Raw genomic sequence first — 12,785 nt, 5'->3', positions numbered from 1 at the left:
CCTGGCATTGCCTCGTCATCAACGCCAACACAAAAGACGATTGGAAACTCGAGGCCCTTGGAGCCATGAATGGTCATCAACTGAACGGCCTCGTCGCTCTTGCTTCGATGTGCCGTTTCCATCAGAGCAAAGCGCTCAAGGATGTCACGGGAATCCATCTCACCAGAAATCATGCGTGCGACTTCCGCAGCTACTACGCCCAGTCGTTCCTCTGACTGCGCGAGCCGGTCATTATCTTCGCGGTAGTCGGCCGTGATGTAGTGCTCGCACAGATGATCAATGACGGCTTTTACGTCATCGCCTTTGGATTCATAGGCATGCTTGCGGAGCAGGGTGAGCTGATCGATCAAGCTACGAAGTTTCTCTGCATGCACTCCGCCTTTAGAGATCAGCTTGTCGACAGCATCAACCACCTCACCGCCAGCATCCGCCAGGGCGGCCTCAAAAGTGGATTCGGTCACCCCCAGGGAGTAATTCTTCACCAGACGCCGATAGGCCAATTTGTCCCAGGGCTGCCAGGCGGCTCGCAGGAAGGCGAGGAGATCCCGAACATCTTTGCGCTCGAGCATCGCTTTATCGTTAGCCACAACAACCGGGATGTTGTTTGCCATGAACACTTGCTCAAGGGCCCGCTTGGATGCGTTCTTGCGATAGAGGATAGCCATATCCCCGTAGCCGTACCCGTCCTCCTTGTACTGGAGCACCTTCTCAACGATCGCGTTGGCTTCCTCGTAGTCGTTGGCATACTGGCAGTAGTAGTCCTCATCCTTGAACTCATGGGCCAAAGGATCCTCACGCATCGCCTCAAGATCACGGTCATGAGCGATACGATCAGGCATAGTGCCGGTCAGTCGATTAGCCAACCTCACAATATGGGGTTGAGAGCGGTAGTTTTTGTTGAGATTCACAATGGTCGATGCCTGGAAGGCATTGAAGAACTGGTCAAAGATCGAAGGCATGGAGCCGCGGAACAGGTAAATGGACTGCTTGGGATCGCCAACCACATACAGATTGCCGTGCTCAGCAGCCACCGCTTTCAGGAAGCGGAACTGGATGGCGTTGGTGTCCTGGAACTCGTCCACAAAGATATGCTGGAACCGGTTAGCAAGAGACTTCCGGATCCAGTCGCACTCGGTCACTGCTTCTGCACCAATGGTCAGGATGTCATCGAAGTCGATAACGCGATGACTGCGCAGCTCACGGTCGTACAGCTCCCAAAGCTTCAACGCACACGAGTAAAGCTCAAACTTGGGATGGTTGGGCTTGAGGCCTTTTTCCAACTGCTCACGGCCGTACCCCCAGTTCTTGGACAGACTGACTACGCTACCCAACTCTTCAACAGAGACAGAATTCTCATCCATGAAGCTCTGAACATCTGAAGGCAGCTCTGGCTGGATTCTTTTCAGAAGGGCAGAGCGATCATCTGGGTTCAGAATGGCCCACTCACCACTCAAGCCACGACGCTGCATTGGCGGACAGTCCGGAAACTCTTTCAGCACATGCTTGAGAATCTGGCTGTGCATGGTCCCACAGGAAACCCCCTCTGCATTCGGGCCAACCTCTTTGACCAGCCGCTTCTTCATCTCTGATGCGGCCATATTCGTGAAGGTGACCAGCAGGATGCTATAGCCCGGAACACCCTCTGAGCCAATAAGGCGAGCGGCACGACCAATGATCACTTTTGTCTTGCCTGATCCTGGCCCAGCAACGACGGCCAAAGGCCCGAAGGGAGCCTCTACTGCCTGTTTTTGCTCGGGGTTGAATTGGGTCACAAGTCACCTGTGTAAGAAGTTTATCGAGTTTCTTAATCAATGTTGTCTTACGGTAAATAATAAATTAAAATTGCCGAAAAAGCAAGGTGATTAGGGCTTACCGATGTTTGATCTGCCAGTCATTTACAACGAAAACCCACATCAAGAACAAGTTATCAATCAATGCATTATAGAAGTTGCCGAGGCCTATAAGATCGACCCTTTGCTACTTCGAGCCATCCGTGAGCATGAGCGTGGAGATGTTGGCAAAAAGAACCCCAACACCGATGGCACATGGGATCATGGTCCTTTCCAGATTAATAATGTCCATGGTCCTGACCTGGAAGTGTTCGGCATTACCATGCACCAGGTTATGTATGACCCATGCCTAAACACAGCGGTTGCCGGCTGGCACTTGCGGAATAAGATCAACGAGAACGACGGCAATATCTGGAAGGGTGTTGCTTGGTATCACAGCAAGACAGAGCACCTTGGAACAATTTACCAAGAGCACATCATGAACAAGTATCGGACACTTCAGCAGATGCAGTTGAAGTTGAATGGGCGAGACACCCGACTGGCAGACAGAGGCGAGTATTAATGCGGCCGTCACAGGAGCAGTGGGAAATCAGGCAAATGCTTCTCGATCGCCTCGAAGCGAATCCGGAAGCCATGAAATTGTCCATGGGCGAACAACTCCCAGGGGCGCCGATCCAGAAAATGGAAGCAGCCACGGTAGCGCTTCATGAATTCAGCCATGAGCTCTCTACCTACAGCGATGAGTGGAACAAATCTCAAGCTGTCTCGGATCTCAAAGAGCAGTCCCGCGCCTTGAGCGAAGTTGATCTTGTCGACGATCCGGATGCTCCTCTGAAAGCACTCGTTGCAGATACCGCTCGAATGACCGCCAGTCTTTCGCAACTCGATGAAAATCAGGCCGGGCGGTTCGTTAAGAACTTCATGGATAACAGTCGCGGGGTGTTTTCAGATCCCCGGGCCCAAGATGCTTTTCGTGGGAACTCTGCCCCTCAACAGCTTCTGCGTGACACAGCTCAGACCTTGATTAACGGATTAAACGATGTGTCCAGTCAGATGCTTGGAAAAAAAGCAGTTACGACACTGCAGAAGACGACGCAGTGCAATGCGGAAATGAATCAACCTCGAAGTGCCTTCGAGCTGGCCAACAACCGGTCCTTCGACCTGGAGCGCCAGCAGAAGGCAGACCCTTTTGCGCATCTCAGAAACAAGGAAGTGAAGATCGAGCGCAACGAAGAATCCAATCTCGACTATTCAGCGAAGCTGGGACCAAAATGATTAAACTACTGACCGCCGTAACACTCAGCCTGGTAACGGGTCTTGCTGCCGCTCAGACAAACCCTGAGCAGGAGCTTTATTACCACCCCGAGGGTAAGAAACAAATCATCTCGGTAAACGAGGACTACGTACCCTTGGCCGCCTTCCTTCAGCGGATCAAGCACGAGAACGATACGTTTTTCTATGAGCCGGGACTGAACATCAACAAGCCGATCAGCTTCAAGGGCGAGCGCTATCAGGACGATGCCATCAATTACGCACTGTCCCAGGCCGGCTACAATGTGAAGCGCCTGGCCGCGTATACCTACTACGTCTATGACGGTGAGCAGCCAGCCATACTTGGCCAGACTGAGGCGGAGCAATACGTTGGTAAGCCTTACATGTCACTGCCCAACTATCTTGCCGATATCCTTTTCATTATGTCGGCCGACCGCGGATACCGCATGCTGTGGTCTCCAAAGCTCAATCGGGAGCACTACTACTTTAACAACATCACTGAATTTTTCGGTGAAGATTTCAAGGAAGACGTCAAATATCTGGAAGTCATCGCTCAACAGCAGTGGCCGGAAATCGATATTGAGGTGAGAGAAGATCTGAAGCTCATCATGGTCAATCATCGATAGAGCAGCCAATGTAAGCGTTGAAAGCCGGGGCTCAGCCCCGGCTTTTTTGTTTCAGCGCAAACGATCAGGCCCTGCGCTTTGCAAACAGGATGTTTTTTCTGAGATCTTTTCTGTAGCGGGTATTGAAGGTACACCAACCAAGGTGTAATATTGCCAGTATAGGTGTATTTTTTTGAGGGAGTCACTACGGATGCCAAGTAGAACGAAAGATCACTACCTTCCGGCCCCGGTCAGTAAGGCTAAGGATCGGAAGCTGATTAGCCGCTGGGTGGAGTTCGGTGCGGACAACCACGGCTACAGTCAGCAGAAGAGCATCGAGATCATGAACGCACACTTCAAAACATCGATGCGACCCTGGCAGATTATCCGGTGGAGGTCACCGACAACCAAGGCTGATGAAGAACGCGCTATCCACATCGATGTTGTGGAGTACATGGCCCAAAACGGTGGTATTGCTCAGATCTTCAAGGCAAACAACGTATCGGAAGACCCAAAGCTTCAAAAAGAGCTGGCCACGATCTGGTATCACCCTCAGGCGCTCATTCAGGCCTCAATCAAGGCTGTTGTTGAGCAGCGCATGTCAGATCAAGTAAAGGACGAAAAGGGCGTAAATCAAGCGGCAAAGGCCGTTGTGAGTACGCATGCATACGTCGCGCAGCACCTGGATATCATCCTGGAGTGCCTGGGCGTTGAGTTTAATAAAAAAGGTCTATCAGAAAAGAAAAAGGCGGCAGTGGCAAACGAGATCTACTCAATCGTAGGATTTGATTTTTCGCCGTCGAGGTAACTGAACCATGTCTGAAAAAAGTCTCATTCAAGCAACTGAAGAGATGCTGGGCCGAGAGCCTCCCAAGCCCCGAAGCGAGCGCATCGCCGAAGAGGAGAGGGAAGAAGTAGTCGCAGAAGCGATCGCACGCTCAAAGGCCCGCATTGCGGCCGAAAAATCCGGGGCAAGCCCGGAGGAAGTCGCTCGTGCTGTGGAAGAGGCTTCTTCAGGAAATAGCGTCTCGAGCACTGACACCTCCTCATACACCGTTGCCGATACACCAGATCCGCTGGTAGATATGCTGCAAGGTGGGCGTGATGAAGCAATCATCAGCGCGAGCATTGTGCTGGCTGTCCTGGTGATTGGTCTTTCGCTGATCGTGTTTCGACTTTCACGCCGGAACAAGCGTATGCGAGAGAGTTCCGTGTTCTCCACCGAGGTACTTGGTGCAGTAGGAAAAAACGAAACTGTTCTGTGGTTTCACAGAACGTCCAGCAAAGGAAAGGAGTATCGTGCCTTTCTGAAGGATCTCCGCAAACTCGCAAAAGAGCACGAGGAGAAGAGTGGGGTAGAGTTCACCCTGACAGAAGGATGGCGTGACAAGTAACTCGATAGAACTGTAACTGAAACCGCGGCGCCTTTTATGGCGCCGCTTTCATTTCTGCAGATTGGGCTTGCTCGGGTTTTTTCTCAAAGCGGCCAGACTGCGGGGAGAACTCGAAACCTTCTGGTAGTGCAAATCCGTTGACCACAAGCTGGTTCTGCCCGTTAATAGCCTCACAGGTGGCCGTGAACTCACTTCCCCGGGAATCGCGCACGCGGTAGCTTTCGCCTTCAACCAGAAGGTCCATATCAGTGGAGAACTCACGGTTGGTACGCATGTTCTTGTACTGATCCGCCAGCGAGAGGTCGGCACCATCCAACTTCAGTGGGTAGGAGAAAGAACCTTCCGGATCAACCTGCATCGGGTGACCCATGGCCGGGCCCACTGGGTAAGCGCGGGCCAGAAGGTGGTTCTGGAAATCGCGAGTAGTAGCCAGACGAAGTGCCATGGTGTAGGCGAGGGTAGCCCCGGTTCGCTTGTCCATGTACATCTTGCGCAGAGTGTCAATCTGAGCGGGCCGTGAGTACGTGTTGTTGCCTCCGGGCCCGCAATTGATTCGCTGTGTCGGCACGATATCGACGGTATACCCTTGCCCCTGGTACTGCTTCAGCAGACGGCCACGGTCCATCGCATAGAGGTAACCCTGAGAAACCTCTTTGGCTTCTTGGGTTGCATTGCCTTTGCGCCAAGCATAGCCCTCGCCACTCAACCCTGGAACGATGCGACCGCCTTCATCGGTTACGCGAAGGATGAACCCGCCCAGACGCCCCTGATGGCTATACCGGTCAACCGCGTGCTCCATGGCCCGCTCGATGTTCTTGATGCCGTTCAGGGGCATGCTAACCGTTTCTTCCGGATGAAGCATGACTGCTCGGAAAGCCGGATCTGTTAAATCGTCAATGCGACGGGCAACGGTCTTTAATTCCTCTTGAAGCTTTTTGCCAGAAGGGGAATCGCCGGCAGCGAAAAGCTTTCTGTTGATCGCCTTATAGGATTGCTCCAACTGAGTCAGCTCTGACTTCTCAGTTGGAGACAACATGTGACGCTTGTAGTCGATCTCCATGTAACCAAGGCCGAACTCTGGCGCCAGATTCTGAGCGTTTTTACAAATGACGGAACCCCAGCCTGCCCGGTAGTGAGGAATGCCGTCCTCATAACCTACAAGGAAGCTTTGCTGGAACAGAATTTGCCCTTGCGGATTATCTTTACAATTATCTGGTGAATGCTGGCACGCCATCGGGTTGCTATCGCGAGTGTCTGCAAAGCGTGCAATCGATGGGGTATGGTCAACATCGTACTTCGAGCGAAGCTCATCCATAACAGCCGTGGAGGGCATCGAAATCTTTATAAGGCCATCACCCGGTTCGGTCGCGATCACGTAATCATCATCGCCATGACCAATTACGTACTCCCGAGGGTACGCAACAATACAAATGCCTTCTTCTTCTGGTGATGTAACCATAATGTCGCCTCCAGCCTAATAGTAAAACTTATTTTATATTTACTATCGAAGTCGATCAAGACCTTTCAGCTTAGATTTTAACCGATCAGCTTCCGAGCGGACTTCTTCCTTGGCCCGCTTCTCTGGTACAGGCTTAGCAGGATACTTGTGAGATTCCTCAAGACGCCGGTAACTACGCTCTGCACTTTCAGATGATTCGCTATCGGAAAGACCCATTGCTTTTGCGCTGTTCTCGAAGTGGTTCTTAGGATCGGCTATCGCATCGCTCTGGTCACCCGCTTTAGCCTTTACGACGTTACGGATTGCGCCTTTGAAAACGTTCTCGTAACCAACGCCACCGGCCAGGCCACTGGTACCGGAACTCGTTGTCGAGCCGGTTTCAGTGTCAGTCTCGCCGTCAGCGGTTTCTGACTTTTTGCGTTTCTGCGCCTCAAGAGCCTTCTTACGGGCTTCTGCCTTCCTCCGCTCACGATCCAGCTCTTCGGCTTCTGCAGGGTCAGTCTGTACCTTGCCAACAGGCGCCGGCTTCTGGGTGGTAGGTTCCTCTTTGGTTGGAACTGGTTTTGTTGTGCCGCCAACCGCCAAACCTTGCAGGACCTTATCGCTGGTACGGGCCTTGGGTTCCGGGTCAGCAACGTGACCAAACTGACCTGTTGACTGACGCAACCGAATCCCAATCATTCCGATACCAATGATCGACGACTTGATCATTGAGTTGCTCTGTAGTCTTGCTGAGCGAATATCCTTGATCAGGTTTTCAAGATGCTCTGGGACTGGAGGCGCTTTAGACGGGTCCGGAGTGAACTCACCGGAGAAGAGGCCGGACATCCGCTCGTTCATAACCTTGTACTGCTTGGCCCTGGTAACTTTGGGCGGGAATACCGGCAAGAATTGGTTCAGGCGTGCTTCCGGACTCTTGGCCGCATCAAAGAACATGGTTTGACCGCGGTAAAGCTGATCACCCCACAGAAAATGTGCGCCACCTTTTTCCTGGGCCGCAAGGTCTCGAGGGCTGATACGGTTGCGATCGGAGATAACAATATCGCCCTTGTCATACACTTTATTGAAGGCTGAACCCCGCTCTCGCTCCGAACCCTGGGTCTGTGAAATGCGCGCCACGCCAGCACGCTCTTCGAAGTATTTGGCGGTTTCCTCTGGTTCTTCGCACTTCATGGCCACACTGAAGTTTGTGTTGGCCATGATGGATTTGTACTCGGCCTTCGCCCCCTCATTCATCTGCAAGCTATTGATATCTTGGAAACCATAGCACACCCAAATGCCCAAGCCCCTGCACTGAGCGGCGACGGCGGCGAAGCCACGTATAGCATAGTAACCATATTCATCAAGAACCATTAGGAAGGGAACTAATGCGCCGGATGGTCGCGCTTCTACGAGATAAGAGCGCTCACCCTCCACGTCTGAACCCAAGGCAGGCGTTAATGCGGCCCGGATTTGAGAAATGACCAGTCGACCCAACCCGGCCAGAGCGTCCGGAGTCTTGGCCAAGGCCGGCAACATGACGAAGAGCACCCGGCGATTGTAAATAACGTCTTTCATATTAATTTCCCCGACGATGGGGTTAAAAATATGACCGTACGTGTTGTTCAATTCTCCAAGTATTTCAGTTAGTTGCATCTGGAGGTATTGGTTCTGCTCATTTGCCTTTTCGCTGGAGGCATCCTGAGCCTCAATGGCATTCATCGTCATGCCAGGAAGGTCGTTCAGATAGGCCCGAAGCCCACCTTTGGTGTCTTCATCGATATCTTCGCGATTAGCGAGCTCAAGAATTTTCGGCAAGGGCAGGTAACTGGTGAACTCGCGAATATTGAGCGAAATCTTTTTGCGATTTCGAAGGCTAACCAGGGCACGCATGATGTTGTAAACCAAGACCCTGGCTCGCCCCTTCCACATCTCAGCGTCGCCCGAAACGTCTCTCATCAACCCCGAGACAGTCTCTGCAAGCTCTTCGGTGGCACCAACAGCCATGAAGTTGTTGGTATTTGACAGGCGCCGCCTCATGTTACGGAGCTGGACGCTCTCGCGCCCACCCGTAAGGAAGGACATGAGTAGCAGGTCTTTCTCTCGTCGCAATCGCCGCATCAAGTCGAACAGAAGCCAGAATGATTCGACATCCGCCTTACCATCGACGTATAACGCCCCAGAACCCACCAGGAGCGCCAAATAAGTTAGGGAAAGCAAGTATCTCGTTTTGCCCGAGCCGGTGCTTCCACACACCATGAAATGCGTCCTGACAGCATCATCACTCAGCCAGAGATAACGGCGTTTGCCACCTTCCATGTCATAACCAACTGGGAATATTCCACTACCAACGGTTTTTTCTTTACCGGTAATGGTTCGTTTCACAGTTTTTGGTTGTTCGAGGGCCCAGGGCTTCGCCTTTTTCCGCGTAATAAGCCAGAGAAGGAAGCCGGTGAAAACCCAGAGTTCGTTAAGCGCGGGCATGGTTAAGGGGAGGATCGCGAACAGGATCATCCAAACGCCGCCAGAATTTCGGAGGGTATCAAGCACTCGCATGCTGATAGGCCGTATTTCGCGCTGCAACAGGTTCTTGCTTAGATCTTCGTTGCGCTCAACGCCGTGTACGCCAATTACACCTGACATCTAAATGTTTACTCCATGCCGCCGTCGCCTCGCGACTCAGCTATTTCTCGTGCAGTCTCACGGTCCAGTTTCAAGTAGCGCTCAAGGCTTTCCACGGCCTCAGTCACTTCTGGCTCGGTAATGCGGATGCCGACGAGATCCTCCATGTCCTTATGAACATAGGGACCAGCGGCTTCAATCCATGGGGTGTCTCTTCCTACGGAGTCAAGCGCCCAGTACAAAGTCCGATCGCTGTCCATGATAGGGAGAAGATCATCGTTCATGGTCACAATCCCGACACGCTTGGCCTCCTCGAACATCGACATAAGGAAGGTCCGAACGAAACCATGTTTTTGCTCCAACCTGAGAATCAGAGCTTTAACCTCTTTCTTCGGTACCTTCTTCTCCAGCTTTTTGCGGAAGTAGTTGAACGCTTTTCTCTCGTCCTCAGAGAAATCCTTGAGAGTTGTTAAGGGAGGGCCCATTTGGGACTCAAATGCTTTTCTGGCAAGACTCTTGTCGAAGGCCGCAAAGAAATCTTTGGTGTCAGGCTCATATATGGGCCGGCATGCCTTCAGTTGTTCCGGAGTAAGGACCTTCTCGAGCCCTGGTGGTGGCTTCATTTCTGCAAACTCGAACACCTGCAGTGGCATTGCAAATCGATTATCCGCACCTGGCGTCGGGTCCCACTTGATGGACTTACCAACGGGACTATTTTCTTCGATGTACCGAAGATGCGGGAAAATAGGAGACATCGATTTCAGTACACTTTCGACGGTTAACTCCGGGCCCGTGGCGCCTTTACCTGCCCGTACTCTGTTGATACCGATTGTCAGGAATAGTGCCGCCAGCAGGATTCCAAAGTTCCGGCCGTAATGCTGGTCGATCTCCCACATCGTTGAGACGAAGAGATCTTTTGAGGGAGTGTTTTTCAGGAATTCGAGAAGTTGAGGAAGCTCGCCGGCCGGTGGTCCAATCAAAGGAATATAAGCAGTCGCTGAATACTGGTAGTAACGAAGCACACGCCAGACCAGGATCATCTGGTCCTGCAGCGCCCACATAATGAAAGCAACCATTCCAACCAGCATGGCCAAAATAATCACGCCGGTTAAAAAGGTATTGGTTTTGTCGATGCGGTTTTCTTCTTGGGCCACGAAGAGTTCTCAGCAAAGAAATTTACCGAGAAAATATAAATCAATTAAAGTTTCAGGGCAAGTTGTTGGAAGGAAAGAGAGGATTTAACGTGAAAAAAGGGAGGCTCCATGCGGAGCCTCCAAGTCGCCTCGGCAGTGCTTATCAGTTAATTCGAGCCTCAAGCCGGCACAGCTTGTTTGATTCGTGATGTTGGGTGGCAATGGCTGATGCAACATCGAGTGAACGCTCGGCCAGGTCGGCTATCTCACTCTGGTCGATGGTGCACCATGGGTAGGCCTTCGACCAACATTCGAGCCAATAGCCATAGTAGGCGCCATGGTGCATAACATCCTCAAGCAAATGACCGCCAGCAAAACCTGGTTGGTCAGCGTCATAGATCGTTGCGTTACGGTACCCGTGCTCAAAGTCTGCTGCAGAATGCTGCAAGGGAACGGGGCCAGATGTGTGAACAATACGGTAAACAGTAAAAGGATTATTGCAGGCCAGACAAACGCCGGTGCATTCAGAAAGGAAGGTTCGCCCAGCCGTATGGCGGCGCCGAATTTCCCGGGAAAAGGAAAGGCCAGCCAGTTCCAGCTCTTCGGAAGACTCAAACGTTGAAGTCTTGAAGACGTTCTTCATTGCTGGAAAATTCTTAACCCGCACCTTACCGGTGTTGATCTCAACCCTTGAGGAAACCATGACCTCTGCGCACGAAGGGCACACGATCTCGGAGACGTCTTTTTGAGTTGGATTACACATGCCTGCCACCTTTATGTAAAACAAGTTTTATGTTTTAATGAATCCTAAATGTAAAACTTGTTTTATGCAAGTCCGTTTTCTCAAAAATTTTCTGGAGACCCACCAATGCTTGTAAGAGTTGTCCTTCTTGTCGCTCTCGCGACTGCTTCTATGGCCGCATCCGCCAGCGATTCGTGCCCGACCAATATGGAGCTTGGTAATCCGGGCGGTAGCGACCTGACGCTTTGTCATGACGGGTATGCAGTAGGCTATAGCTACCAGCACAAGATTCCGGTCTGGTGCGCTTACTGGATTGAAAGGGAAACGGTGGATGTGAATGTTGAGCGGCAAGATCGATTCGTCGAGCACCCCCAGGTCCCGAAGCAATACTCATCTTCACGGTCTGACTATTCGAAAAGCGGGTATGACCGGGGTCACTGCGCACCAAGTGCTTCGATCGACTACAGCGCTGAGGCAAACCAGGAGACTTTCTTCTACACGAACATGTTTCCTCAGAAGCCGGGCTTGAATCGGGACATGTTTGGCCACAAAGGGGCGTGGGGGTATCTGGAGAACGAAATCAGGGATTGGGCCCGGGAGCGAGATCAGGTCTATGTCATCAGCGGGGCACATGTGGGCGAGGGCGCCCAAACGATTGGTGATGGCGTCCGCGTACCAACTCATTTCTACAAGGTGGTTATTTCACCGATTGGGCCGGAGGTTATCGCCTTCTGGATCCCCCACAAGGAAAACGCCAAGTACGAAGTCGTCAGCTACCTCACCAGCATCGATGACATTGAAAGGAAGACGGGGCTGGATTTCATGTCCCTGCTTGAGGATTCACAGGAGAACGACCTGGAGTCTCAGATCGCGGACAAACTCTGGTGACCAATCCTACGCAAGACTTGCCGTAGTCTTGCTTTGTTATTGGTTAGCGTTAAGAATGATGCACCATGTAAGGTGTAGGGAGAGTTCCCTGCGCATTAATCGACGAAAGAAAGGATGGAAGCATGAGCGTTCAAGCGCTTTTTTACTCTGATCGAGATGGACTGGAAAAAGCGATGGAGGAAAATCGGGTGTATTCGACCAAGGCAGAAGCTGATGCCCGGGACAAACTCCTGGAGCTCGCAGATGAAATGCGGGACTTCTTGGTTCGCAACTGCAATGGTCTGGATGAAGACACCGCGGACAAGGTTTCAATGGTGATTGCTGAAAACCGGGATCTGATGAAAAAGGCGATGTCCAAACCCAGCTTGCTGAGTGAAAAGAACATCCAGCAGGCTAAAACCAAAGAGCAGGGAAGGCCTGCGAAGATAGGGCGGAAGAAGAAAGAAATTCTGGCTGATTTTGATGCGCACCCGCGATAAAAGGGCTGCCCGGCGAGACCCGGGCAACTCGGGGATCAGGAGGCCCAGCTTTTGACTGCTTCTGCGCCGTATTCTTTTCGCCATTCCTTCAGGGTTTTGTGATTGCCACCGCGTGTTTCGACCACTTCGCCCGTGTGCGGGTTTTTATATGTGATCAGAGGGCGCTTAGGGCGTGAACCAGAATTCGCGGAGGTACCGGCTTTGGCGGCCACGCTAGGGTCGATAGAAACAAGGATCGGAAGCACGTCACTGGGTGACTTATCATATTCATCCATCAGCTCTTTTACTTTCTTTTCAAACTCAAGCTCGCTCTGAAGCGCCTGGTCGTTTTCGAGCTGCTGAAGCTCCTGCGCCAGTTGATCCATCAGTTGACGCTTCTGATAATAGTCGTTGATCTTTGCCACTTTTAAACGTACTCCAGA

13 protein-coding genes are annotated in these 12,785 nt (G+C 51.9%); 7 read left to right on the top strand and 6 right to left on the bottom strand.

Features of this window, described 5'->3' with window-relative positions; genetic code table 11:
* The coding region (locus AC5JQH_RS23855) for an ATP-dependent helicase (protein ID WP_493806229.1) at nucleotides 1–1,772 on the bottom strand (1,772 nt) is incomplete at its 3' end.
* Between the two features lie 103 nt (nucleotides 1,773–1,875).
* On the opposite strand from AC5JQH_RS23855, the gene AC5JQH_RS23850 reads away from it, so the two are divergent.
* From AC5JQH_RS23850 to AC5JQH_RS23830, 5 genes are all read left to right on the top strand, one after another.
* Nucleotides 1,876–2,352, top strand: a complete 477-nt coding sequence (locus AC5JQH_RS23850) for a lytic transglycosylase domain-containing protein (RefSeq protein ID WP_136631012.1) — start codon at nucleotides 1,876–1,878, stop codon at nucleotides 2,350–2,352.
* A gap of 35 nt (nucleotides 2,353–2,387) precedes the next feature.
* On the top strand, nucleotides 2,388–3,065 hold the full coding sequence (locus AC5JQH_RS23845; RefSeq protein ID WP_493806228.1) for a hypothetical protein: 678 nt from the start codon (nucleotides 2,388–2,390) through the stop codon (nucleotides 3,063–3,065).
* Nucleotides 3,062–3,688 carry a hypothetical protein gene (locus AC5JQH_RS23840; protein ID WP_136631010.1) on the top strand — a complete coding sequence of 209 codons (627 nt, stop codon included), beginning with the start codon at nucleotides 3,062–3,064 and terminating at the stop codon, nucleotides 3,686–3,688. The genes AC5JQH_RS23845 and AC5JQH_RS23840 overlap by 4 nt, the downstream gene beginning before the upstream one ends.
* Before the next feature lie 190 nt (nucleotides 3,689–3,878).
* The gene (locus AC5JQH_RS23835; protein WP_136630397.1) at nucleotides 3,879–4,475 is read left to right on the top strand and encodes a hypothetical protein; all 597 of its coding nucleotides are present in this window, start codon (nucleotides 3,879–3,881) and stop codon (nucleotides 4,473–4,475) included.
* Between the two features lie 7 nt (nucleotides 4,476–4,482).
* Nucleotides 4,483–5,061 carry a hypothetical protein gene (locus AC5JQH_RS23830; protein WP_136630398.1) on the top strand — a complete coding sequence of 193 codons (579 nt, stop codon included), beginning with the start codon at nucleotides 4,483–4,485 and terminating at the stop codon, nucleotides 5,059–5,061.
* A gap of 34 nt (nucleotides 5,062–5,095) precedes the next feature.
* Here AC5JQH_RS23830 and AC5JQH_RS23825 read toward each other — a convergent pair whose 3' ends face one another.
* The 4 genes from AC5JQH_RS23825 to AC5JQH_RS23810 all read right to left on the bottom strand — a co-directional run bounded on the left by AC5JQH_RS23825 (nucleotide 5,096) and on the right by AC5JQH_RS23810 (nucleotide 11,017).
* On the bottom strand, nucleotides 5,096–6,520 hold the full coding sequence (locus AC5JQH_RS23825) for a hypothetical protein (protein WP_493806227.1): 1,425 nt from the start codon (nucleotides 6,518–6,520) through the stop codon (nucleotides 5,096–5,098).
* A 42-nt stretch (nucleotides 6,521–6,562) separates the two neighbouring features.
* On the bottom strand, nucleotides 6,563–9,142 hold the full coding sequence (locus AC5JQH_RS23820) for a type IV secretory system conjugative DNA transfer family protein (protein WP_493806226.1): 2,580 nt from the start codon (nucleotides 9,140–9,142) through the stop codon (nucleotides 6,563–6,565).
* Between the two features lie 8 nt (nucleotides 9,143–9,150).
* Nucleotides 9,151–10,275: a secretion/conjugation apparatus DotM-related subunit gene (locus tag AC5JQH_RS23815; RefSeq protein ID WP_136630401.1), complete on the bottom strand. Its 1,125-nt coding sequence runs from the start codon at nucleotides 10,273–10,275 to the stop codon at nucleotides 9,151–9,153.
* A gap of 142 nt (nucleotides 10,276–10,417) precedes the next feature.
* Complete coding sequence (locus AC5JQH_RS23810; RefSeq protein WP_493806225.1) at nucleotides 10,418–11,017, bottom strand: hypothetical protein; 600 nt, start codon at nucleotides 11,015–11,017, stop codon at nucleotides 10,418–10,420.
* 105 nt (nucleotides 11,018–11,122) lie between these two features.
* Between AC5JQH_RS23810 and AC5JQH_RS23805 the strand changes: the two genes are divergently transcribed.
* Both AC5JQH_RS23805 and AC5JQH_RS23800 read left to right on the top strand, forming a co-directional pair.
* On the top strand, nucleotides 11,123–11,884 hold the full coding sequence (locus tag AC5JQH_RS23805; RefSeq protein WP_493806224.1) for a DNA/RNA non-specific endonuclease: 762 nt from the start codon (nucleotides 11,123–11,125) through the stop codon (nucleotides 11,882–11,884).
* A gap of 122 nt (nucleotides 11,885–12,006) precedes the next feature.
* A complete protein-coding gene (locus tag AC5JQH_RS23800) occupies nucleotides 12,007–12,363 on the top strand; it encodes a YebG family protein (RefSeq protein WP_493806223.1) in 357 nt (118 codons plus the stop codon).
* A 35-nt stretch (nucleotides 12,364–12,398) separates the two neighbouring features.
* Here AC5JQH_RS23800 and AC5JQH_RS23795 read toward each other — a convergent pair whose 3' ends face one another.
* On the bottom strand, nucleotides 12,399–12,767 hold the full coding sequence (locus tag AC5JQH_RS23795; RefSeq protein WP_493806222.1) for a histone-like nucleoid-structuring protein, MvaT/MvaU family: 369 nt from the start codon (nucleotides 12,765–12,767) through the stop codon (nucleotides 12,399–12,401).
* Between the last annotated feature and the right edge of the window lie 18 nt (nucleotides 12,768–12,785).

It is taken from the genome of Marinobacter sp. H13, from assembly GCF_059072335.1.
This window is presented reverse-complemented; position numbering and strand designations above follow the sequence as displayed.

Excerpts from the sequence above, each read along its gene's own strand:
- AC5JQH_RS23850 (WP_136631012.1), top strand. The coding sequence starts at position 1,876 with ATGTTTGATCTGCCAGTCATTTACAACGAAAACCCACATCAAGAACAA.
- AC5JQH_RS23820 (WP_493806226.1), bottom strand. The coding sequence starts at position 9,142 with ATGTCAGGTGTAATTGGCGTACACGGCGTTGAGCGCAACGAAGATCTA.
- AC5JQH_RS23810 (WP_493806225.1), bottom strand. The coding sequence starts at position 11,017 with ATGTGTAATCCAACTCAAAAAGACGTCTCCGAGATCGTGTGCCCTTCG.
- AC5JQH_RS23835 (WP_136630397.1), top strand. The coding sequence starts at position 3,879 with ATGCCAAGTAGAACGAAAGATCACTACCTTCCGGCCCCGGTCAGTAAG.
- AC5JQH_RS23805 (WP_493806224.1), top strand. The coding sequence starts at position 11,123 with ATGCTTGTAAGAGTTGTCCTTCTTGTCGCTCTCGCGACTGCTTCTATG.
- AC5JQH_RS23825 (WP_493806227.1), bottom strand. The coding sequence starts at position 6,520 with ATGGTTACATCACCAGAAGAAGAAGGCATTTGTATTGTTGCGTACCCT.
- AC5JQH_RS23830 (WP_136630398.1), top strand. The coding sequence starts at position 4,483 with ATGTCTGAAAAAAGTCTCATTCAAGCAACTGAAGAGATGCTGGGCCGA.
- AC5JQH_RS23800 (WP_493806223.1), top strand. The coding sequence starts at position 12,007 with ATGAGCGTTCAAGCGCTTTTTTACTCTGATCGAGATGGACTGGAAAAA.
- AC5JQH_RS23845 (WP_493806228.1), top strand. The coding sequence starts at position 2,388 with ATGCTTCTCGATCGCCTCGAAGCGAATCCGGAAGCCATGAAATTGTCC.
- AC5JQH_RS23840 (WP_136631010.1), top strand. The coding sequence starts at position 3,062 with ATGATTAAACTACTGACCGCCGTAACACTCAGCCTGGTAACGGGTCTT.